Source organism: Haloimpatiens massiliensis (assembly GCF_900184255.1).
In the GTDB taxonomy this organism is placed as follows: domain Bacteria; phylum Bacillota; class Clostridia; order Clostridiales; family Clostridiaceae; genus Haloimpatiens; species Haloimpatiens massiliensis.
Genome location: NZ_LT854640.1, coordinates 1,089,702 through 1,113,323 on the forward strand (window position 1 = coordinate 1,089,702; position 23,622 = coordinate 1,113,323).

Below are 23,622 nucleotides of genomic sequence, written 5' to 3' on the forward strand. Positions count from 1 at the left end.
TCTATTCTATCTAAAAAATCAATATATTCTCTTATAATTTTAACTAATGTTGTAGGATAACTTATAACTAACTCTATATTATTCTTACTACGTAAGCGTAAAAAATTATCAATGGGAGGTTTACTTATGTATAGAAAATTAGATAATGATGCCTGGGAAGAATATTTAAATAAATTTAACTCTGTTAAAGATACAATAACAGTGAAAGATTTCTGTGCTGAGAATAACCTTAATAAGAGTCAATTTTATTACCATAAAAAAAGAGTAGAAAAATTAATTGAAAGTAAAGAACCTGTTTTTCAGGCTATTTCTTTGAATAGTAAAGTTGATAATATTAAAGAAAATAAATCTACATTAAAAGAAGTAAAAATTAATGTAGGCAATGCTAATATCCTTATTCCTGTTAGCGAAGCTACTTTAATAACATCAATAATTAAGGAGTTAATTCTAAAATGTTAAATATAGATAAGGTAGAAAAAGTCTATCTTGCCTGCGGTTATACGGATTTAAGAAAAAACATTGATGGTTTAGTTATGATAGTGCAAAACCAATTTAAGTTAGATCCTTTTGATAAAGCACTATTTGTTTTTTGTAACAAGAAAATGGATAAATTAAAAATTCTTCACTTTGACGAAGGTTTTTGGCTATATTATCACCGTTTAGAAGCTAATCGCTTCAAATGGCCAGCGACAGCTGCCGATGCATTAAAGATTAATATTGATGAATTACGTTGGCTTTTAAAAGGCTATGAAGTAAGAACAAAATCTAAATTTAAACCTGTAAAAGCAAGTAATTATTATTAAAAAAATATAAACTTTGAACCCTTGAAACCTAGTAATATCAAGGGTTTTGTGGTATAATAACGGTATCAAATAAAACTAACGAGGTAATTATGAGTTACCAAATTTTAACTAATGAGCTTGATGAAAATACAAAAGCATTAATTGAAAAAGTTGAAAAAATGGAAAATGAAATTAATGAAAAAGATAAAGAATTAAGCTCAAAAGATGAAGAAATAAGAAAACTTAAAAATGAATTAGAATTCTTAAAAGGTGTTATATCTAATAGAAATAGAAAGATATTTGGAGCATCCAGTGAACAAATAGATGTTAATCAATTATCTTTTTTTAACGAGGCTGAAAAACATAGTGATTCAAAGGTAGAAGAACCTACTTTAGAGGAAATTACATATAAAAGAGCTAAGAAAAGCAATTATACTGGAAAGAAAGACAATTTAGCTAATTTAGAAAGAGTTGTTGTTGAACATAAATTAGAAGGTGAGGATCTTAACTGCAAGGAATGTGGTGAAGAGCTTACTCCTATCGGAGTTAAATCTAGAAAAGAGATTGTTAAATACATTCCTGCTAAATTAATAATTGAGGAGCATGTTATTTATAGCTACGCTTGTAAAACATGCGAAAGAGCCACTGGTGAAAGTAAAATAGTTTCACCAGAAGCCCCTAAAACAATTTTTTATAATAGCATGGCCTCAAATGAGTTAATTGCACATACTCTAATACTTAAATATCAACATGCAATGCCACTATATAGGCAAGAAACTTACTTTGATATGATGGGTGCTACTCTTTCAAGGCAAACTCTATGCAATTGGACTATGTCTGCAGCGACAGCTCTGGAACCTATATATAGACATATGAAAAAAGAATTGCTTAGCCGTAATTACATTCATGCTGATGAAACTACTCTTAAAGTAATTAATGATAATGGCAAAGATTCTAAATCTAAAAAGTACATGTGGTTATATATGAGTAATACTAACTCTAAGCCTGTGATCTTATATGATTACCAAAGCACTAGATCAAGCTCTTGCCCTAAAAGTTTCTTAGGAAATTTTAAAGGGTTTCTCCAAACGGATGGATATACTGGATACAATTCCGTCAGCGGAGCTACAAGGGTATATTGTTTAGCTCATATAAGAAGATACTTTCATAATATAATAGTAGATTTAGATGAAGAAGCTCTAAAAAATTCTAGAGGATTAATAGGGTTTAATTATTGTGATCAAATTTATAAACTTGAAAAAGAACTTAGAGAATCTTATTCAAGTGATGAAAATTATTATGATATTAGATTTAAAATAAGAACTGAGAAACTAGCTCCAATTATAGATAACTTTATTGATTATGTTGAAAGAGAAATAAAAGATGCTCTTCCAAGAAGTCCGTTAGGTAAGGCACTTGAGTATGCTAAAAAGCATTTACCAGGATTAAAAAATGTATTATTAGATGGCTCTTTAGAAGTTGATAATAAGCTGCGTTATTCTTATCAATAAATTATTCTGACTTTAACAAGAAGACTGCGTAATTACTTAGTTTTATTCTAAAATGCTCAGAATAATTTTTTATTTTCTCTGATATTAATATAACCAGTTATGGGCAATAATATATCAGAGGTGAAATAAATGAATAATTTTAGTGAACTATCAAAAACAACTCTTTCAAAAATTAGAACATTCGGTATTAAAAGTCGAAGTGTAATTAAAAGCTTTAACCGCTCTTGCAGGCTAATCGAAACTTTTTTAAAAGAGAATAACCTTGAATTCTCTGATGAAAGTGGCAATCAATGGCTTTCTCAATTTGAAAGTCTTAAAGAAGGAACACGTAGTGAACGAAATTTGTATCTGTCATATAGGAGGTCTTTATTACTTTTACTTGACCTACAGAGTGGAAAACTAAACGAATGGAAAGTATATCCTATAAAGACAGCCGAAAGGCCAACCACTGAGTATTATGCTAGTTTATTAGAACAGTATAAACAGTATCTTGCCATGCAAGGCATGGCGATAGCCACCATAACTTTTGCTACCAGAGTAGCAAGTATGTTTTTTCATTACCTTGAAAGTATGAATATCTACAGTATAAGCAATCTTACATCTAAAAATGTATCAGACTTTTTTGGACAAGATGCATTCATAGGCAGAAAATCAATGGGTGTTCAAGCATATGCATATAAGCTAAAAAAATTACTAATCTTCCTTGAGGATAGACAAATTACTTATAATGAACATCTACATCTCGCAATTCCTAAAGTTTTTGCAAAACAGGTTTCAATAGTAACAACGATATCACATAAAGCTGAGGAAAAACTTATTTCTGCTGATAAGTTCTCGGAACCCTTAGGAAAAAGAGATCAGGCAATGCTCCTTTTGGCATTGCGTCTTGGAATACGACGTTCTGATATAGTGAATTTAAAGTTTAGTAACATCAACTGGCAAAATGATACAATAACATTTATACAGCAAAAAACGAAAGTGCCAGTAACACTTCCACTTCTTACGGATGTAGGCAATGCAATAATGGCTTATATTCTTGATTCATGAGAGGATTCTAATGTAGATGAGATATTTTTAAGAGGCTATGCACCTTATAAAGCAATTAAACCATCTTCTGCCAGTAAAATATCACTAAAATATCTTTCGGAATTTGACTCAAATGATTGTCCCGAAAAGGGATTTCATATATTGAGGAGGACAGCAGCAACAAAACTATTTGAGAACAATGTACCTTCAAGTGTTATTTCTGCGTCACTTGGTCATATAGATCCAGCATCGGCAGATGTTTACCTTTCTACAGATTCAAAAAGGATGCGTAAATGTGCTTTAAATCTTTGTGGTATTGAATGTAGGAGGGAGGAGCTGTTATGATCAAAAATTTTTCAAGTAACTTTGCAGGATATATAGAAGGTATGGTAAAGGAAAAACATAACTCTGGATTTTCTTTAAAATATATGGATAAGCACCTTATTGAATTTGATAGTTTTTGTATGGAGTACTTTCCAAATAAGGTTTCACTTGATAAAGAGTTAGTGGAAGCCTGGGTATATTATACCAAATCAAAATCTGTGCAGGAAATGCAAAAGAGATTTCGTACAATGATGCATCTTGGAAATTATATGTTACCACTTAAAAGTGAAACATATATTGCTAAAAACAGGATTAAAAAAGTAAAACCTAAGGAACCACATATTTTTACAGACGTTCAATTGGTGGAATTTTTTCAACTCTGTGATGCTTTTAAAGCAGTTAAATATCCTCCTTATAGACATCTAGTAGCATCAGTGATTTTCAGAATGATTTACTGCTGTGGATTAAGAAACTCCGAAGCTTGCAATCTCAAATGCTGTGATGTAAACCTTCAGGAGGGCATAATAAAAATCTATGAATCAAAAGGTCATAAAAATCGTATGGTATACATGTCAGACGATTTGATAAATCTTTGCAGAAAGTATAATTTAGTCATGGATATGTTGAATCCAAAACGTAAATATTTTTTTCCATCTTCTAGGTCTGATTGCTATACTAACATATTAATCTGTAAACTGTTTGATAGCATACTTAATAAAACATCATTTTACGGAAAGACAAGCAAGAAGCCAACCTGTCATAGACTTAGACATACTTTTGCTGTGAATAGCATGAGAAAGTGCATCTCTGAAGGAGAAGATTTTGATATTATGATTCGTTATTTGAGCCGATATATGGGGCACTCCTGTCCGCAGAACACTATGTATTATCTGCACATGGTAGTAACCCTTGTTCCAGAAATTAGAAAAATGGCGAAAGGATATGAGGATATCCTCAATGGTGTGACATATGTCGAAGAATATTAAACAGCAAAAAATGTTTTTTAGTTATGTAAGTAATTTCTTATTCCTTCATCTTAAGGAGCATGAATATAAATCTGATAATACCGTAACATCCTATAAGCAGGGACTAAACAGTTTTAGAAAATTCACTAAAGAAGCATATGGAAAAGGTGTTGATAAACTCACATTTAAAATGGTTACTTCTGAAATGATAAAAGAGTACTTAACGTGGCTAGTTGATAAAAAAAAGTGTAGCATTTCAACACGTAACCATAGACTTACTACCATAAAACAATATATGCAATACTGTTCTGCCAAAGACATATCTCTGGCACCACAATATATTCTAATATCAAAAATGAAACATGCAACTGTACGGGCTAAAAAAGGTAACTGGATGACAAGAGATGCCATCAAAGTTATTCTTGAACAGCCACCAAGGACAAAAATAGGAATACGTGACAGATTTTTTATGATATTTTTATATGGAACAGGTGTAAGGGTTTCTGAAGCTCTTAAAGTAAAGCTTAAAGATTTTGAACTTGCTACAAATGATCCTTTTGTTAGAATTGTGGGCAAAGGAAACAAACCAAGATGCGTTCCACTGATCGATATCACAGTAGAAAATTTAGATTATTATCTCCAACTTTATCATCCACTAAGATTGCCTGATGACTATCTTTTTTATACCATTATTAAAGAAAATAAAGATTGCATGTCAGTGGCAAATGCGGAACGCTTTATAAAGAAATATGGAGAATCTGCTCGTAAGATTTGTTCACAGGTTCCTGAAAGTGTACATCCTCATCTTTTTAGGCACAGTTATGGTGCCCATTTATACAGAATGGGGTTTCCTTTGCCAGTTATTGCAAAACTACTTGATCATGAATCACTAGAGACAACAGAAATCTATGCAGAAACAGATGCAGAAATGGTAAATGAAGCTTTTCGTGATATGGAGGACTCTTTGCAGAAACAAAATCCATTGCATTCTAAAGAAAAGAAATGGAAACAAGCTGATGAAGAAACACTTGCTAAGTTATACGGATTAAAATAGATTAAAAGAATTATTCTGAGCATTTTAAGATAAAACCGTGCAATTTATGCCACTTTCTGGTGATGCTCAGAATAATTTATTGATAAGAATAAAGCAGCTTATTAAAACATAAGAATAAGCTGCGGAAAGAGCTATCAAACCTTTTGTAATAGGTAGAAAAAATTTCCTTTTTGCAAACACCGCTAAAGGTGCAACTGCAAGTAGCAATATTTATAGTATTGTTGAAACTGCCAAGGCTAATAAACTAGTTGTAGAAAGGTACTTAGTATATTTATTTGATAATCTATTAAAGATAGATATATCCGATAGCGAAAGCTTAGAGAATCTTATGCCTTGGAGTAATAAGATTCCTGAAAATATGAAAATTAAAGATAAGAAATAAATTAATCCTAGTAAAGCATATTCTTGCCTTACTAGGATATTTTAATACTATTCTTGGAATTATAAAAGGTGCTAAAACTTTGACGCTTACGACGCTGAAGGTGTTTTTTCTAAGAGGTTAAAACCGCAATTGTACCTAAGTACAGGATTAGTCGCAAGTCTATCGACTAACTTATTAAAGTATTTAATTTTTTCAACTTGCATGGCAACTAAAGCATACAATAGTGCTAGCTCATTATGCCCTTTCGGGCCACGCGTAGCGTGTAACTGGGCTAAACCATTTAATACATTTGAAAAATCTAGTTGAGCTAGAATTAATTCAAGCCTAGTTTTAGGCTGAAATTTCATTATTTCTTCAAAGGAAAATAAGCACTCTTGTCGAATATACATAAGTATTCACTCCTCTTTGTTGTTTATTTTGGGTGCTACTTAAATATTCGACTTTTGGGGTGAATTTCCTTTTTGAATAATAAAAAAGTTAGTAAAATCAATGATTATAAAATATGAAATTTACTCAATTATAAAAAAATAGGAGAATTAATTAAAAATTGTCCAAAATGAAATGGAGAATTCGTGAAACGCACTTGTCTTTTACTAGAGATTCCTGCTATCAAGAGCACAGTGTACTTTCAACACCAAGTTATTGCACTTGCTAAATCACTAAAAATAATATTATCTATAGCATTACTTATATTCAAATATATATCTAGGCATTATATTATTTTTTGACAATATTGTATTCTGTTCAAGTCTATTTAGTGTTTGTGTATTTAACACATCAACTTTTGTTATAATGCTATTAGGTTGAGTTATGCTAATTAAATAAAGTTTATTATCTATTATTTGTCCATCAATAATAATCCTATCTTTAAGTGTGACTACCTTATTTATTTCAAGAGTTTTTCTGTTAAGTTTAACAATATCTCCTGTAATGGAAATAAAAAATATATCTGAATCATTGTAAAGAATTTTGCAAACATCAATTCGATTTTTTATAAGATTATTAAATTTAATTGTTGAAAATGAGTTATTTTTTATATCATAATAAATAAAATAATTTACCTTGGCATCTATTCCAATAAAAAGTTTATTATCTACTATTTCAGAAGATAATACTCTCATATTACTTGGTAATTTTTTTTCTTTTACTATACTAAAATTAGATCTGTCTATTATAAATAAAAAAGTTTCGCCAAATTTATTATCGAATTTAGCTCCTAATACATAAATAAATCTCTCATCGAAATCTCCACATAATAAAAAAGAATTTTTAATATCAACTGTTTTAGTATTATCTTTATGAACAAATTGTATTCTGTTAATGTTTCCTTTAGGAAGGTTAAATAGCATTAATCGACAATTATCATGTAATTTAATAAAAGTAGCTCCATCATCAGTTATTGATTCTGATATTTTAAATTGTTCATTTACAGAAAGTAGCTTATTACTAATAGAGGTGGGAATAATCATAGACTTTCCTTGCATCGCTAACATTGGGGCATCGGCAATATCTAATTTAATTATTTTTTTAGCTTTTATTTTTTTATTAAAAAGTACTATTTCACTTTTGCTTGATGAACCATCTGAAAATAATATTCCAAGTACTGGCTTATTCACATTAATATTTAAAAAATAAATCATTAAAGATGTTAAAAATATTATTATTGTAATTATACCTAATTTTTTTTTCATATTATCACTCTCTTTCTAATATAAAATAGTTTATAGTGGTACTTTAATTATATTGTAAAAATTAAAGCTCTAGTAGTTTATACTAGAGCTTTAACCTTTACAACATTAAATTAATCTCCTATATTTTAATTATTTAGATTATTAATCCAAGTAATTGGATTATAAAATTATCATTACTTCAATTATGTTGAGAATTTTCTACATGCAAATTATTTTAACATAATTTACTAGAACAAGAGATTAAATTAATAACTTTTATAGAAAATGGTTAAATCATTATCAATTAAATCAGTAGGAAATACTGCATTACCGCCATCTTTATCTAAATCTATACCTTGATCTATATAAGCTCTCCATACAAGTTGAGAACAGTAAAATTTATCAGTTCTCCATTTGTTTGCAAATTGAGCGTTGTACCCATAATTAATTTTAGAAGTAGCATAGTTAATTGCATCTGTCATGTTCATAGCACTTCCAACATGACCTACAACAATTTTTGTGTATCTAGTTCGCCAATCATTTACACGACGTTGAACCCCATCACTAGGATAGCTTTCTACAGTATAATCTGAATTCCAGTCAACAAGACCTGCATGTCCTGTTAAACTTCCACCGCTTGCCCAAGATACAGGTGTTATTAATACATCACCATAGCTACCTATAGACGTAGAAGATGTAATTGCAGCTGCCCTAGAAGTTGCCAATTTTGAATCATATGAATTTTTTGTGAGTTTTTCTAAATACATGCTCTTTTCTTTTATAATTTGATTTTCCTGTTCAGGTGTAACATTAACTTTTATTTTGTCCCAATTTTCAATTATGTTTTTAGCTTCTTCTTTATTTCTTTGAAGTTCTAGTTGTTGAGATTCTTTTAAATTTGAAGTATTTAATGCTAGTGCATTAACGTTAGACGTTACTCCTAAAGTTGTCAAGGTAATGCTTAAACAAACTAAAGCTTTGGCAAATTTACCTTTCATTTTATACCAACCCTCCCAAAATTTATATTATAATTATATTATATTACAATTGTTTTAAAAAGTAAATGTATCTTTTATATAGGTCTGTTTTTGAATCTAAGTATAACTTTTCAATATTCAAGTGAATAAGAACTATAATTTATAAAATGAGTAATAAACAAATAATATTCTGCCTTATTTATATTCAGTACAATATTTATTATACTTTTATAAATCATTTTAAAACGAACTCTTGATAAACAAGAAATTTCAAAATAAAAAAAAGAGAGAATACAGTTTTTGAATATATAGAAATGTTCTATATTATAAAAATACTACATTCTTTATTAGTTTATTTTAACCAAATAAATTCGAAACTCCATTTTAATAAACTTAACTTAGTATAAATTAAATTTAAAAAATTCAAATCAAAATTAATTTTAGTACCTAACTTATGTTCTGCAATTTTAAAAGTCCAATTACCAATTATGGTTATAAATTTATTTTAGGTAATTTTAATCCAGTAACTAAGCTTAGACTTATCCTACATCAATACAATTAATTTTTTTAAGAAGCTAGTTTTAGTTCACCTAGTATTATCTCTATAGGAATATTGTCTTTAGCTTTTTTATATACGAGGTACACTAATTCTTTAGCCGATAGGCTTTGCATTACTTCAATAGTATCACCTAATGTTTCTACTTCATTAAGATGATATAACCTATACAACTCTAAAAAATTGATTGATAAAAATACAAGCAAGAAATATCTCCCGATAGAGAGTATACTTTGAACCTTATATTCATCAAAACCTAAATGATTTTTAAGATATTTATAGTTAGTTTCAATACACCATCTATTTTGATAGTATTCTATTATAGTTTGAACATCAAGTTCTATGTCCGTTGACATAAAGTATACAGGTGATTTAAAGCTTTCACCATTAGCTTCATAGCATATTAAAACTAATGCATTTTCAACTTTTGAAACTTTACCTTCGTATTTATATACTCTATACTCTTTACCTTTGACAGTAACTACATCTAAGGTAGAGGGATTAATATATTTTACAAATTCTTTAAGCTGCATTGTAATTCCTAACGGAGATATCTTTCTATTGGACTTCAAAGCACCAATTAGATGAAATCCTTGCATTAGACTGCTATCTACAAGCTTTTGGCTAGTATACCAACTATCAACGAGGCAATATATCTTATCACAATTAGATGGTTTTTCAAAAAAAGCTATAAAATCCACAGCTATATTATATTTACCCATGAAGGATTTGTTATATTCCAAGCAATTTTCTTTACTAAAGTAAGGTTTATAGTTTAAGGGGATAGATATATCTCCTACAACAAAATTAGAAGTAACCACACAGTGAGACCAAAGATTCTTACCTTCCGTATGGGAGTGATTATAGCTTAACCCCTGCATTTTCTTTGCTTGTACTTTAGGATTTACAGTATCATCTATAACTAAAAATCCTACGGATTTAGGTTTTACAAGCTTATCAAAATGTAGCTTTAAATAATTAATTCGGTTTCTATCGATGAGACTATCGTCCCATTTTGAGCGACTTAAAAATCTATATATAGAGCTGCTACTTTTAGCGGTCAATATATTTTTTGAAATTTTATATAAAGATTTTGTGCCAGATAAATTTATTAATCCATTTATAATGGTGGTTAGATGATGAACTTGTGGTTTATTCATTCCATAGTTTACATCATTTAAGTAGTTGTAAATTTTATCATCAATGGATACAATATGATTAGTAATTTTATTTGGCATACTGATAACCTCCCGTGCTTTTAATTGTGTGGTAACTTTTATATATCACGTAAAGCATCAGTGTGCCATATTTATTTTTTGGTAGTATTACCAGTTGAGTTTTTTATTTTGCAGAATTAAAGTACCTAATTAAATGTACAGTATTATTTAATCTTTTAATTTCTTAATGAAGTTTATGGATATCTTTAGTTTTATTAGTATATTTATTATTAAAGCTACAATCAAGGTATATGACCAAAATGTCACAAATTTAGGTTCGTTAACATTGTTTAGATTAAGCCAAAACACAATAAATAAAACTAATAAAGACAATATAGTTATAAAATCAATAGTGAAAATTAATTTAAGCTTTTTACCTTTGTTTACCAATACGCATAGTATTGTACTTAATAATAATATTATTAGAGACATAAAAGGACTACTCATTCAGATTCCTCCTTGTATAATAATGATGTAGTCATTAAGACTACTCATCTCAATTTAATTGTTTCTATAATAGATAACAGAAGAAGGATTTCTTCCTTCATCAGATGTTATCTTAGTTAATTATCATGCTTGACGGTTCCTATATAGACTCCAGACTTTTCATAAAGTATAATCTTCAAGGATAGGACAAATAATGTTTTCCTCCTTGGGAAGTCAGTATCTGCTGACTCATACCCGTGATTTAGTCAATTAGTCCATTCAATGAGGTTTTATGATTCGGCTGGTTGGGAGCCTCAGGCTATACCTGTATAACTCGCAAGGTTGTGTACTCATTAGATGGAAATGGATTCCTATCGGAAAGGAGCTTTTGCTCATGTCAAACATTTTATTTAAAAATTTATTTATCTCGGTCGGTATTGATGTTGGTGCAGATTTCAGTTGGATGTCTATCGCACTTCCTAACCAGACCTTTGTTGGAAAGCCTTTTAAAATACTACATTCAAACATTGATTCCCTTGAACTCGCTGTTTCTAAAATAAAAGAAGCAGAAGAGTTGTATTCTTTGGAAAGTCGCATTTTCCTAGAATCCACGGGAATTTATCATTACCCACTCTTCTGCTATCTTCGTGATACTGGATTTAATGTTAACCTAATTAATCCTATCATCACTAAGAATAGCACAAACATTAACATTAGAAAAGTGCATAATGACAGATTTGATTCAAAAAAAGCTGCCTTAATAGGCTTAAAGCCAGATTTAAAAGTATCTCTTATGCCATCAGATCTTGCTCTTGATTTAAGAAATCTTTCAAGAGAGTATTATGATTTGATGGACAACCGTTCTGCTTATGTGAACAAACTTCAAAGTGAACTTCGGATGGTATTTCCAGAATACCTTAAAATTTTTTCAAAAATAACTACTAATACATCATTAACCTTATTAGAAACATACACATCTCCAGATGCATTTTTAAATGCTTCCAAAGAAGAGATTATTGATTCTATAAGATCTACAGCTCGTTTTGGGCTTACATATGCTAATAATAAGTATAATGCCATTATAAAGGCTGCCAATGATGCAAAGACCTTCGGTTATTCTGTAAGTAGTAATTTTAAGCGTATTAGATTATACATAAGCTTTATTCGAAAGTATGATGAAGAGATTTCTTCTATACTCTCTGAAATGCATAAGCTTGTTGATGAAAATGAAAATACTGATTTTGTAAAGCAAATTCACTTGATTGAAACATTTAAAGGTGCAGGTTTTCTTTCTGCTGTAAGCCTCATGGGAGAAATCGGAGATTTCTCTGCGTTCAACTCACCAAAACAGCTTTTTGCTTATTTTGGTTTAGATCCAGCAGTAAAGCAATCTGGCAACTTTAATGGCACAAAAATCAGTATGTCAAAGCGAGGCTCTCGAATTGCCAGAAGAGTAATTCACACTATGGCATTAATCAGCATAAGCAAAAACAAAGATGGCTCCGCCAAAAATCAAGTACTTCGAGAATACTATCTTTTAAAGTGCCAAAGTAAGCCTAAAATGATTGCTCTTGGGGCAGTTATGCATAAAGTTTGTAACATATTATTTGCCATTCTTCGTGATGGGAAAGAATTTGAAATAATTACACCAGAAGAACACCAAAAGAATTATCTCAAAGCGAAATGCGGCTTCGCTGCGTAGTATAATTCCATAAATATAATTTCCGTTTTTTGTTAGTCTAACAAAAGTTTATTAAGGTTACCCTTTTTTAAGATAATAAAAATATTAATTATTTTTTTAATTCTTATTGACATTTCTTAGCTGGACTAAAATAATTCTTAGTTGTAACTATTCAGCCATCCTAAATAATTACTATTTTTAACAAGCTTGTTAATATAATTATATCACAATATTTACCATTTATGTATTTAAAATATTTAACGTTATAAATATTTCCTATATTTTACAAAATGAAAAACACCTTATTTTCAAATTTTCATAGACAGTAAGGTGCTAGTATTAAATTTGTGTACACTAAAAAAAGGTGGGACACCTCTCTTAGTGGAGTTTTAAATATTTTCAACCAATCAGATACCTCATTATTTGAACGAGCATAATTAAATAAACTAGCTTCGATATCATCAACTTTTGGAACTCTATTTACCCCTTCTTTAAGAATTAACCCATTTTACCTTTATTAGCAAGTTCGCTCTAATAACTATTGACGGTAATTCCCTTGTATAATTACTAAGAAACAAAAAAACTGACTTTGATGCAGAGCAATCAATTAAAACATCATATTGCCTTAAATCATTATTTTCAACATAATTGATAAATGATACAGTAAAACCTTCAAAATGTATATTTCTATCTAAAATCTACATTTTATTAAGCTTATTTGCAATATCTTCCGCTTTATTTCTAGATATTGAATCAGAAAATAATGCATGTCTTACAAGATTATGAGGTGATAATATATCCTTATCTATAATTGTAATATTTGTATATCCATTTCTTGCAAGATGAAATATCATCTTCGAGCCTAATGCACCAACACCAACAAATAATATTTTAGGATTTTTTTCAGATGCTAATGTTGATATATCAGCAGCTAATCTTCTACTTAGTGGTTCTAAATGACTAAGTGCTAAAGCCCTTCCATCTCCTTCTATCTTTGTTGTATTAGCAATAACATTTTCATCAAATCCAATTACCTTGGTAGGTCTATTTATTGCCGATATTAATAAAAACTTATCTGGTATATTTTTATCCTTAAGAATCTTTAAAGCCCTTTTAAACTCATTACCTAGTTTTTCATTAAACGCATATAGTTCTTCTAGTTCCATCGTAATTAATCTAAAATATTCACTATAGCGAGAGCTTTCTGTACTCCAAATAACTATGTCTAATATTTGAACTGAAAAACTATTTTTATCTATATCTAAAGAGTGAATTCCTCTCTATTATTAACGCAACATAAAGTATAAGCAACGCCACTTTTCCCTTTATTCTCACGCCAGTATGCTTCAATAAACTCTGTAAGCATATGATATGAAAATACTGCATTCCCCGTTTCTCCGTAAAGAATCATAGCTCAAAATCATCCCCTGTTCTTATTAGATTGCCACTTGCAGCATCACTAAACCAATTACGAATCCTATTAATAAAATCTTCAATTAAATGTTCTACATACCAATCGTCAATGCTACCTCTATGCAAACATATATAAGTAGGTCCCTTCCACAAAGCTACGGTGTGTGGTAACTTCTCTGAAGGGGAGTCTAATCTTCTAGAAAAAACAACAGGTGCCTTATATCTTATTTCGCTTGTAAAACATATTAAATCAATAGGCTCAACTAATTTAATATCTACATCCATTGTGGTTCTTCTGCAATGTAAGTTTATTTTCAGTTCTAATGTTACTATAACAGAATCCCTTGTATCTTCATACAACTTAACATTATTAACGTTATAACAAGATATCAACCCATTGTAAAAATTAGAAAAGTCATCACTTATGCTATATGGTTCAGATATAGCTTTTGGTTTATTTGCCATATCTTTTAGGTATTGAAGCTGTACTAATTAATACTAATGACATTTTCTTTTCTGTGACTTTTTCTGTTTCTTGCTTTAACGGTCCATTCTTAGTTAATGTAAAAGTTAATGGCTTTGGTTCATCTGTAGATGGATATTCGGATAAGCAATAAAAGTTATCATCTTCTACAGCCTTTTTATAAAGATTAGCAGCTCTATAGTGGGGAGGATTGTCCTCATTTCTTTTAATTTCTTTACATGAAGCTACTATTACTCTTACATTTCCATTATTTTGTTAATCACATATAGCAACTATTTATTGATTATAGGCAATTATTTTGTTCTAACCATTTGATTTTATTTAGTAAAAAAGCTGTTATACACTTTTTTTGTATTCTCTCTTACAGTTAGACTGTTATCTGAAGTTTTCTATCACTACTTGGATACTTACTTTCCCATTGAATTCATTAATACTTGGATAAAATGCCAAATCAAGAGTCATACGGGTTTGTCCAAAATATAATCTATCCAATCCATCAGCTCCGTATTTATCTATAATGATTTTCTCAAATTCTTCAATGTCACCAAAATATATGCCATCAATGTATATTCCATTTCTCATCAACATTTTTAATTTTAATACATTTTTAGTTTTACCAAATATTCTTCCTTTTACTACAGTAACTTCCTTTTCACCAAACAATGGTTTTGGATTATTTTTTCCAAATGGTTCTAATATGTTTAAGTCACCTATTAAGTCAAAATCTATTTTTTCTAAAGGAAGTTGCATATCAAGGTATATCTTAGGAATTATGTCTTCATCAGTTAAAATTGTCTGATCATTTAATTTTTTTCTTAATGGTTCTATATTACATTCTTCTAAAGATAATCCTGCTGCCATAGGATGTCCACCAAAACGTCCTAAGAGCTCTTTACACTTGTTTAATTCTTCAAACATATTGTAACCTTGTATTGACCTTCCAGAACCTTTAATGCATTCATCAGTTCGTGTAAGAACTATTGTTGGAACATTATAATATTCTCTAATTCTACCTGCTACAATACCTACTATACTTTCGTGAGTATTTGGAATATAGACTACCAATACTTTATCCTTTGACATATTATTAGATTCGATACTCTCAATTGCTTTCTCTATACCTTCTTGAGTCATATCTTTTCTTTGTTGATTAAGTTTATGTAACTCTGTAGCTAAGCTCTTTGCATCAGTATGGTTATCTGCCAGCAATAACTTTACTCCTTTTTTAGCATTATCAAGTCTACCCGAAGCATTTATACAAGGTCCTATAACAAAACCTAAATGATAGGCTGATATTTCCTTATTTTCAATGCCGGCTACTTTAATTAATTCAGTTAAACCAAGATTAGATGTTTCATTTAATAGTTTTAAGCCATTTTTTACAAATATTCTATTCTCGTCTACTAAATCCACAACATCACATACTGTTGCAATAGCAACATATTCAATTAATTTATATGCTTCACTTTTGTCTATACCCATTTCTTCATATAGAACTTCAATGAATTTAAAAGCTACGCCTGCACCACATAATGCTTTAAATTTATATTTACAGTCTTTTTGTTTAGGATTTATTATAGCATCAGCTTCAGATCTTACAAATTCTCTTTCTCCATTTTCCTTTTCTATAAAAGGAATATCATGATGATCAGTAACTATAATAGTTAGCCCTAATTTTTTGCTATATTCTATAGCTAAAATCGCTGAAGCCCCGTTATCACACGTGATTATTGTATCCACCCCTATATTATAGGCTTTGTCAATAATGTTAGTGTTTATTCCATAACCATCTTTAATTCTGTCTGGAATATCATAAACTACATTAGCACCACATCTTTTAAGGGCTGTATATAATTGGACTAAACTGGTAACCCCATCTACATCATAATCACCTACAACCATGATTTTCTTACCTTCTTCTATCTTTTGCTTCATAATCATGACACCTTTCACTAAATCTTTCATTTCACGAGGATTATGAAGATTTTCATAGCAAGGATTTAAAAAGCTTTTTATAGACTCTTCCTCTATAACATCCCTATTTACAAGAATCTTAGCTACTACTTCACTAATATCAAACTTCTCAGCTACTTTCTTGTAATCAGTCTTTTTATTTTTAACGAACCATTTTTTCAAATAAATTACCCCTTCCTTATTATTTAGACTTATTTTTGTTTAAACTTCTTACATTAGAATTGGATCTAGTTCTAAACTCACCTCTTACTTTAGTTAATTCAACCAATAAGTCCATATTTTTCTTGCTTAACGACTCCATTTGTTCTATTAAATTCTTATTTTCATACTCTAATGTCTCAATTCTATCTAAAAGAATCTGCTCATTTAAATTACTATATTGCATTTTTCGCAATGAATCTTTTAATTCTTGCATTTCATTATTTTTTTCTATGATCATATTACAAATATCTTGTTTATCAACTTCTTGTTGTCTCTTTGTTATATAATGAGTAATGCCATTATTATACATTGTTTGTCTTGACACTCCAATAGTCTTAACTATCCCATTAGTGCTTATTTTGCTATTTTTATAAATATTTAAGGCTTCTTCTTTTGCCTTTACGATACTCTGTATTCTTTCCTCGACATTTAGTAAATATTCTTGTATATTAGGCTTCAAATCTTTAAATAATGACATATCAAATTTTATTAAATTCTCATTTGTTATTTTTACTAAATCTTTCTTTTCCAATCTTTAACCTCCATCATTATCTTATCTATTTCTTCTGTTATTTCTTTCAATTGTGGATATTTACGAATTATTTCTGTCTCTCCTTGATTATCAATTTCCACTTTAAGTTCTTCAAGCTCGTATTTTAAATTTCTATCAATTAACCTTCTCAATTTCCCCTTTTCTATTTTAGCTTCCTGTTTAAAGTTATTCTCTTCATTGTATTTTATTGATTTAACTTGGTTCTTAAATCTTTTATAGGATATATCTGCGTTTATAAAGCATGTTATATGATTTGGGCACATATCGAAAGCACACATAACTTCATTATACTTACACTTCTTACCGAAAGCACTTTTTATACAAAATCCAAGGGCTCTTTCTCTTATAGGAATCTGTCCAGCTAAATAATCAGCTATATCATCTATGTCTACCTTTATATTAAAATGCCCTTTCTCTATGTATTCATTTATCTTTTCCATAAGCTGTTCTGCTTGATCCCCAATTGCTTTAAATTCCTTTTTTAAAACCCCCTTAAAGAATTTTCTGGATAGTTCTTTATTTTCAACTTTTTCTTTTCTAATATAATGTTTAGTCATTTCAGGGCTCAAGTGATTCATATGTTCCATAACCCAACCAATCTGAACGCCTTCATTGATTAACTTATTACAAACAGTAACACGGAATTGGTGTGAATTTGGAATAGCTATAAAATCTTCATCATTAATATTTTTTAGATATTTTCTATAATTAATCCAATCCTTTTTACTGTTTTTTGTCATTATATAAGATCCGTCACATTTTTTATTAAAAACTCCAATTTCTTTTGCATTTCTTACAATAAAGTTTCTTTCATATCTCCTTATTGTTGACTGATTAATCACATCTGCAGTTTTACCAATAAATATGTGATTATTATTACATAATTTTCTCTTTTCCTCTGTTAATTCTTCTAAAGTCACATACGCTAAATCTGCCAATTCTGTTAAAAAACTTTTTGTTACTACTCCACCTCGTTCCCTCCTTGTTGTCTTAAATGTCAAGAACCCCAAATATGAAATCTTCGTTTTGCCATCAAAACAGCTAATTTCTTTTCTTTTATTAGCTTCTAAAAACTGCAATTCTTTTATGCGCATTCCAACTTGAGTTAACAATAACACTATACAAGCTTCCATTTTATTTTTATTTGTGATGTTATTATTTTTTATTTCTTTTAATGCACACCTAATTATATTATCAAAGATATCATTTGGTATTTGCGGAGTTTTACCAGTCTCATTTTGAGCTTTTATCAACTCAATATTATTTTTATTTAAAATCTTCTTATACATTGAATAATCTACATTGTTATCCAATTCTATTAGAGAAAGCAATCTCCTAAAAATCATTCTAAGATGACTTCTTGATAATTCACTTTTATAACTTTCATTAATAAAGTTTTCAAATGAATCTATTACTACCTTATTGATGGCTACACAGCTATAAATCTTGTTTTCTATTAAAAAATTTACTATTCTCTTAATCATATAAAAATATTTATTAATTGATGTTGATTTATATTTATTTATTATCAATTCCAATATATATTCTTTTACATAATCTCTGTACTCTTCATTTATCTTGCTAAATTTATATATATTTTTAGTTTGACCATTATTTTCAAAATATAAACCAAAGTCCCAAGTATCATCACTAAAATATATTTCACAGTCGAAAAATGGCAACTTTCCTATATTTGAATTATTTATGACTTTAACATCACCATCATATGCAATTTCTTTTACTCTTTCTTCATCAATATTTAAAGTGCTATTCTTTAAATTACTATTCACCTAATTATTCTCCTTCTTCTTATAAGAATACATTGCTGATAAATAAGCAACATACAATTTTTTTATTGAAACCAAATGCTCTTTTTCGTGTAGAATTTGCTCATTTGCAATTTGATTATTTAATAAATCAAGCTTTTTCTCAAACAGTGGTATATTATCTACTGGCACAACATATTTTTTACAAATTAAACAATCAATATTTTCGATAATATCACATTCTCCAGTACATATTCCACCACATTCACCTACAGTTACTTCACGTAAATCTTTTGGCATTTCCATATTAATGTCACTAATATTATCAATTATTCTACCTTTAATATCAATATTTCCGATATTAACCTTGTAAAATGTTTCCAAGTAATTTCTTACATCTGGTCTAATATAATGTTTAATTGTAGTTGAAATATCCTTATGACCTGATGCCAAAATTGCAAGATTAACTTTATCATTTTTAACGGCATCCTCAAACAATTTTGTCATGTAGGTGTGCCTAAAATCATAAGCAGCATAAGGTCCATTCACCAATTCCAGTTTTTTATTAAGTTTATCTAAATGATATCTAATACTTTCATTACTAACTGGTACAATGTAACCACTTTTGTCTCTTTTAATAAAAATTAAATCTTTAATTTTATTAGGAGATTCATTTGCTAACTCTTGGGTAAACTCTATTGCTTCTTTGATAATTCTTAACGTATATTCAGACGGATTTACCTCAATACTCTTACCAGCAGAAGCTTTTGTTTTCATATTAATTCTATTTATATTTTCTGATACAACCTTGTATTCACCTGTTTTCATTGTTGATACAATACAATCTCTTTTTAAGCTTAGTATTTCACTAGGCCTGAAATTAGTTGAAATCGCAAGATAAAAGTAAAACCAAAATATCTTATCGTTATAACTTCCACTTTTCATATTTGTTTTGATTTCCTTTGCTATTTTTTCCAAATCTTCTTTTACTATAACCTTACTTGATAATTGTTTACTATCTCTTTTAAATTTAAAATAGTTATAAATCTTTGAGTCGATATTATATATTTTTTTATTATCAACAAACTCTATAAACCTTTTCAATTGTGATAAACTACCACCCGCTTTTGCGTATCCTGATGCCTTGCTACTTTTATACTCAATAAACATAAGTATTTTAAATTCGCTAAATATTTCATTATAGTTATCTTTTCGATTTCCAAAATTAATTACTTGGTTAGATTCCCTTTTTATTTTATCATTTTGGATAAATTTAAAATACCCAAAAATGCTACCTATCTCTGTTAATAAGGTTGCTAAGCTTTTATTACTATATATAAAATATTCTTTTACTAATTTCCTCATTTCAATATCTTCTATTACACTAAAATTAACCATCCTATATTCTAAAGGTTTAATTGAAACTGAACTCTTTTCATAGCCATTCGGATTAAGCATCCATTTGTCATGCTTAGGGATATCCTCATATTTGTTGTAATTGATAACTTTAAATCCTTTTTCATATAGATTATTAAACTTTTTATTCTTAAGGAAAACTCTATCTATGCCTGTACTTTCCTCAAATATTTTATATGTTTCCCCCATTTTTTCTAACATATCAAGTAAATATACATAAAAATGACGTAATTCATTAAAAGCAATGTCATTTTTCCTATTATGTGTCATTCCTTTTAAAACTTTATATTGTTCTATAAATGTCTCATAAGTAAAATCTGTATATGTTTCTGGCATTCGATCACACTTAGATAAACTAAGTTTAAACGATTTAATGAATATATTAAGTTGAGTAAAATTTTTAGTAAATTTGAATCTATTATTAATATATCCTTGTAATATTTTCCTTAAGCTTGGGCTATCTATATCTATATAAAATATTTTTTTAACGTTATCACTTGAATAAAGGAAAATTTTCTCTGGTCTGCTGCCTTCGAAAAAATTATCAAAATACAATGTGCTTTTACCTAGTTCCGGCAACGAAAATATCCATTTATTTTTTCTTAAATATTCTGTATCTTTTCCAAATTCAATGTTATTATCTAACAAATGACTATAAAATTCTAAAAGGACATTCTTTTGATATCTAATTTTATTTAGATGCTTACAAATAGTATCCCATGATAATTGATTTACTGAAATATCATTAAAACTATTTATAATACCTTTACGAAAATTTTTATCGGCATATTTAAAATAATTTTTAACATATTCATTAAACTCTTTATTCGTCATAACTATCTCCCTCATCATTATCTAATACTTGTAAATCATTTCTTGCAGTTTGAGACGCATAATTATTTGCATCAAACATATCCTTTTCAGTCGGTCTAAAGTAACACATGACAGATGATATTCCTTTATGTCTTAGAGCACTTGCAACATCTAAAGCTGTTGCTCCGTTTTTAATCAGCTTCATCGCAAAGCCATGTCTAAATCTGTGATTTAAATTATTTCTTTTAGAATTTCTATCTAACTTTAAACCTGCTTTCACAAAAATAGCTCTTAATATTTTATTCCACCCACTGATACTTAATGCAGCACCATTTTTATTTAAAAATACATAATAGTTGTCACCTTCAAGGTCCTCTCCATTAGTCACTTTATCGGATTTCGCATATTTAAAATAGTTATTTCTATTTACTTTACTCATTATTCCATGTGCTTCATCAATGTAATAAAACAATTTATCCATTGTATCCTCAGTAGGTAAGATAACTTGATAACCTATCATATATACCCCACATATACTGTTCTTATAATCTTTCTCATTTTTAGGTTTATAGCATGTTTTAGCTAACATATACGGCTTATCACTAAGTCTATTTCTTATTATAATCTTATTATTTTCTATATCTTCAAGCGTAAGACCAAGAACTTCACCTATTCTTAAACCATTTTCATACATTAATCCTACAATTATTTCTTCTCTTAGAGTATATTCTTTTTTAATTACCTCCATTATTATTGCAAACTCATCCTTACTTATATATCTTGGGACTACTCTATCATTTGAATAGCCTCTATCCGTAACAGCATACTTATCATACGCTTTTTTCTTAGTATGTGCTAAAAGTCCATCAGTGTTTTTTAATACAGCAACTACAGTTTTTTCATTTAGAACTTCATTTTTGATACCTAAGAATTTAAGATAATTTCTATAAAAGGCAATATATTTATTAACTGTATTAACACCTCTTTTTGAAGTTATATTAATTTCATATTCTTGACCCTTTTTACTCTCTCCATAAAGGAATTCTTTTAGCATATTTATTTCTTTAATACCTAAATTATTTATGTCAAAATTGAATACTCTAAGGTAAGAATAGAATAATTTTAAAGCTGTACCTACTATTTCTCTATAATTAAAAGAATATTTACCTAACTCAATATTCAGATATTTATAAACACTTCTTATTACACGCATATTCTCATCATAAAGTATGATATAATTAAACCCTTCCTTTTTAAGAACAACTTTAGCTATATTAACTTTAATGACAGAATTCTTATCTTTATTTCTATCACTAAAATATTCTTTTAAGAAAGATGTTGAATTTAGAGTTCTAATTTCAGTTACTCTTATCATTTTTCCCCTCCATTGTCTATATCTATGTTTTATATTATACTCAGTTTTGTACAATTATCCAAGTAATTATTCCTATGAATTTTAAACAAAAAAATATTTTAAAAATATATTAAACTATAATATTAGACAATTAGTTAAGTGATTATTTACCATTGTCACAAGTCAAAATAACTTCTACACCCTCTTCGCTAAGTTTCTTTATTCTTTCAGAATTCATACCATAACCTTCTAATTCTCTATCTGGCACATGATATTTAATATCTGCACCACAAGCCCTTAATGCCTTATACAATATAGCAGTACTAGTTACTCCATCAGCATCATAATCTCCATATATACATATTTTTTTGCCCATTTCTATAGATTTTTTTATTATTTCTGTTCCCTCTTCCATGTCTTCCATCAAAAGAGGATTGTGCAAATCTTTAACTGAAGATTCTATAAATCTCTTTATATCTTTAGTTTCTTTGATTCCTCTATGTATCAAAACTTTCACCACTGTAGGATTTAAATTTGTTTCTTTTGATAGCTTTTTAATATCTATTTTAGTAGTTCTAAGTAGCCATTTAGATTTCATTTTATACCTCTTCTCATATAATTTTCATGTAAATTTTATTATATATAATGATTATTTCACAAAAGCATTACATTACTTGAATTATGAAATTTCTCTGGAATGACTTTCATAAGAAGCGAAGGAACTGTTTAAATTTAATTTTAAAAATTCTTCTTTTAGACAGATAAAATTATCGTAAGCCTGGCAAGGACATCAGGCTAGCGAACCTGAGGCAGGACGCTGAATGTGAGTGTTAGATAATTTTATATGGCTAAAAGATTAGAATTTCTAAAATTAAATTTATTGTTCCGAGCTCTTATTAAAGGCATGGAGGAAAAATTTCATAATTCCATCGCATTGTACCTTTTTGTGGGTTAATCATATAATATTATCTTTAATCCTAAATTACAATTATACACTTCGCTTTATTTTATCATAAATTTTGAGTAGTGTGTCACAAAGTTAAAAAGGCTACTAAATTATACTTTACTTTATGTTAT

At 28.7% G+C, this 23,622-nt stretch carries 21 protein-coding genes and 2 pseudogenes; 9 read left to right on the forward strand and 14 right to left on the reverse strand.

Annotated features, from left to right (window positions below; translation table 11 throughout):
• The first annotated feature begins 126 nt into the window (after window positions 1–126).
• The 7 genes and pseudogenes from tnpA to C1715_RS13480 all read left to right on the forward strand — a co-directional run.
• Entirely contained in the window at window positions 127–459 is a 333-nt protein-coding gene (tnpA, locus tag C1715_RS13445) for an IS66 family insertion sequence element accessory protein TnpA (RefSeq protein ID WP_102400985.1), read from the forward strand.
• Window positions 453–803 (forward strand): IS66 family insertion sequence element accessory protein TnpB, encoded by a 351-nt coding sequence (gene tnpB, locus C1715_RS13450; protein WP_102400986.1) that lies wholly within the window; start codon window positions 453–455, stop codon window positions 801–803. Before tnpA ends, tnpB begins: the two co-directional genes overlap by 7 nt.
• 89 nt (window positions 804–892) lie before the next feature.
• Window positions 893–2,293: an IS66 family transposase gene (gene tnpC, locus C1715_RS13455; RefSeq protein ID WP_102400987.1), complete on the forward strand. Its 1,401-nt coding sequence runs from the start codon at window positions 893–895 to the stop codon at window positions 2,291–2,293.
• Window positions 2,294–2,797: 504 nt separating this feature from the next.
• Window positions 2,798–3,664: pseudogene (locus tag C1715_RS19820) on the forward strand (tyrosine-type recombinase/integrase).
• A complete protein-coding gene (locus tag C1715_RS13470; protein WP_102400990.1) occupies window positions 3,661–4,629 on the forward strand; it encodes a tyrosine-type recombinase/integrase in 969 nt (322 codons plus the stop codon). The pseudogene C1715_RS19820 and the gene C1715_RS13470 overlap by 4 nt, the downstream one beginning before the upstream one ends.
• Window positions 4,613–5,662, forward strand: coding sequence for a tyrosine-type recombinase/integrase (locus tag C1715_RS13475; protein WP_102400991.1), 1,050 nt, complete (start codon window positions 4,613–4,615; stop codon window positions 5,660–5,662). The genes C1715_RS13470 and C1715_RS13475 overlap by 17 nt, the downstream gene beginning before the upstream one ends.
• 121 nt (window positions 5,663–5,783) lie before the next feature.
• Window positions 5,784–6,044: pseudogene (locus C1715_RS13480) on the forward strand (transposase domain-containing protein); the annotation flags it as partial.
• 86 nt (window positions 6,045–6,130) lie between these two features.
• Here C1715_RS13480 and C1715_RS13485 read toward each other — a convergent pair.
• The 5 genes from C1715_RS13485 to C1715_RS13505 all read right to left on the reverse strand — a co-directional run bounded on the left by C1715_RS13485 (window position 6,131) and on the right by C1715_RS13505 (window position 10,911).
• Complete coding sequence (locus tag C1715_RS13485; RefSeq protein WP_102400992.1) at window positions 6,131–6,433, reverse strand: transposase; 303 nt, start codon at window positions 6,431–6,433, stop codon at window positions 6,131–6,133.
• 294 nt (window positions 6,434–6,727) lie between these two features.
• Window positions 6,728–7,735 (reverse strand): hypothetical protein, encoded by a 1,008-nt coding sequence (locus tag C1715_RS13490; protein ID WP_102400993.1) that lies wholly within the window; start codon window positions 7,733–7,735, stop codon window positions 6,728–6,730.
• 245 nt (window positions 7,736–7,980) lie between these two features.
• Entirely contained in the window at window positions 7,981–8,712 is a 732-nt protein-coding gene (locus tag C1715_RS13495; protein ID WP_102400994.1) for a YiiX/YebB-like N1pC/P60 family cysteine hydrolase, read from the reverse strand.
• Window positions 8,713–9,258: 546 nt separating this feature from the next.
• Window positions 9,259–10,485 (reverse strand): IS701 family transposase, encoded by a 1,227-nt coding sequence (locus tag C1715_RS13500; protein WP_102400995.1) that lies wholly within the window; start codon window positions 10,483–10,485, stop codon window positions 9,259–9,261.
• Between the two features lie 147 nt (window positions 10,486–10,632).
• The gene (locus C1715_RS13505; RefSeq protein ID WP_102400996.1) at window positions 10,633–10,911 is read right to left on the reverse strand and encodes a hypothetical protein; all 279 of its coding nucleotides are present in this window, start codon (window positions 10,909–10,911) and stop codon (window positions 10,633–10,635) included.
• A 373-nt stretch (window positions 10,912–11,284) separates the two neighbouring features.
• Between C1715_RS13505 and C1715_RS13510 the strand changes: the two genes are divergently transcribed.
• Window positions 11,285–12,592 (forward strand): IS110 family RNA-guided transposase, encoded by a 1,308-nt coding sequence (locus C1715_RS13510; RefSeq protein ID WP_035287686.1) that lies wholly within the window; start codon window positions 11,285–11,287, stop codon window positions 12,590–12,592.
• A 677-nt stretch (window positions 12,593–13,269) separates the two neighbouring features.
• Here the strand turns inward: C1715_RS13510 and C1715_RS19825 are convergent.
• From C1715_RS19825 to C1715_RS19835, 3 genes are all read right to left on the reverse strand, one after another.
• Window positions 13,270–13,737, reverse strand: coding sequence for a ThiF family adenylyltransferase (locus tag C1715_RS19825; protein ID WP_242971957.1), 468 nt, complete (start codon window positions 13,735–13,737; stop codon window positions 13,270–13,272).
• 95 nt (window positions 13,738–13,832) lie between these two features.
• On the reverse strand, window positions 13,833–13,982 hold the full coding sequence (locus C1715_RS19830) for a hypothetical protein (RefSeq protein WP_242971958.1): 150 nt from the start codon (window positions 13,980–13,982) through the stop codon (window positions 13,833–13,835).
• The gene (locus C1715_RS19835; protein ID WP_242971959.1) at window positions 13,979–14,449 is read right to left on the reverse strand and encodes a hypothetical protein; all 471 of its coding nucleotides are present in this window, start codon (window positions 14,447–14,449) and stop codon (window positions 13,979–13,981) included. Before C1715_RS19835 ends, C1715_RS19830 begins: the two co-directional genes overlap by 4 nt.
• Here C1715_RS19835 and C1715_RS19500 point away from each other — a divergent pair.
• Window positions 14,443–14,601, forward strand: a complete 159-nt coding sequence (locus C1715_RS19500; protein ID WP_180964092.1) for a hypothetical protein — start codon at window positions 14,443–14,445, stop codon at window positions 14,599–14,601. The genes C1715_RS19835 and C1715_RS19500 overlap by 7 nt on opposite strands.
• 242 nt (window positions 14,602–14,843) lie before the next feature.
• Here C1715_RS19500 and recJ read toward each other — a convergent pair whose 3' ends face one another.
• The 6 genes from recJ to C1715_RS13545 form a co-directional block, all read right to left on the reverse strand.
• On the reverse strand, window positions 14,844–16,604 hold the full coding sequence (recJ, locus tag C1715_RS13520; protein ID WP_102400997.1) for a single-stranded-DNA-specific exonuclease RecJ: 1,761 nt from the start codon (window positions 16,602–16,604) through the stop codon (window positions 14,844–14,846).
• Between the two features lie 19 nt (window positions 16,605–16,623).
• Window positions 16,624–17,175 (reverse strand): hypothetical protein, encoded by a 552-nt coding sequence (locus C1715_RS13525; protein ID WP_102400998.1) that lies wholly within the window; start codon window positions 17,173–17,175, stop codon window positions 16,624–16,626.
• Window positions 17,157–18,986: a tyrosine-type recombinase/integrase gene (locus C1715_RS13530; RefSeq protein ID WP_102400999.1), complete on the reverse strand. Its 1,830-nt coding sequence runs from the start codon at window positions 18,984–18,986 to the stop codon at window positions 17,157–17,159. Before C1715_RS13530 ends, C1715_RS13525 begins: the two co-directional genes overlap by 19 nt.
• Window positions 18,987–21,212, reverse strand: coding sequence for a site-specific integrase (locus C1715_RS13535; protein ID WP_180964093.1), 2,226 nt, complete (start codon window positions 21,210–21,212; stop codon window positions 18,987–18,989). It abuts the gene before it with no gap.
• Complete coding sequence (locus tag C1715_RS13540) at window positions 21,202–22,566, reverse strand: tyrosine-type recombinase/integrase (protein WP_102401001.1); 1,365 nt, start codon at window positions 22,564–22,566, stop codon at window positions 21,202–21,204. Before C1715_RS13540 ends, C1715_RS13535 begins: the two co-directional genes overlap by 11 nt.
• A gap of 142 nt (window positions 22,567–22,708) precedes the next feature.
• Complete coding sequence (locus C1715_RS13545; protein ID WP_102401002.1) at window positions 22,709–23,143, reverse strand: DHH family phosphoesterase; 435 nt, start codon at window positions 23,141–23,143, stop codon at window positions 22,709–22,711.
• Window positions 23,144–23,622 lie beyond the last annotated feature (479 nt).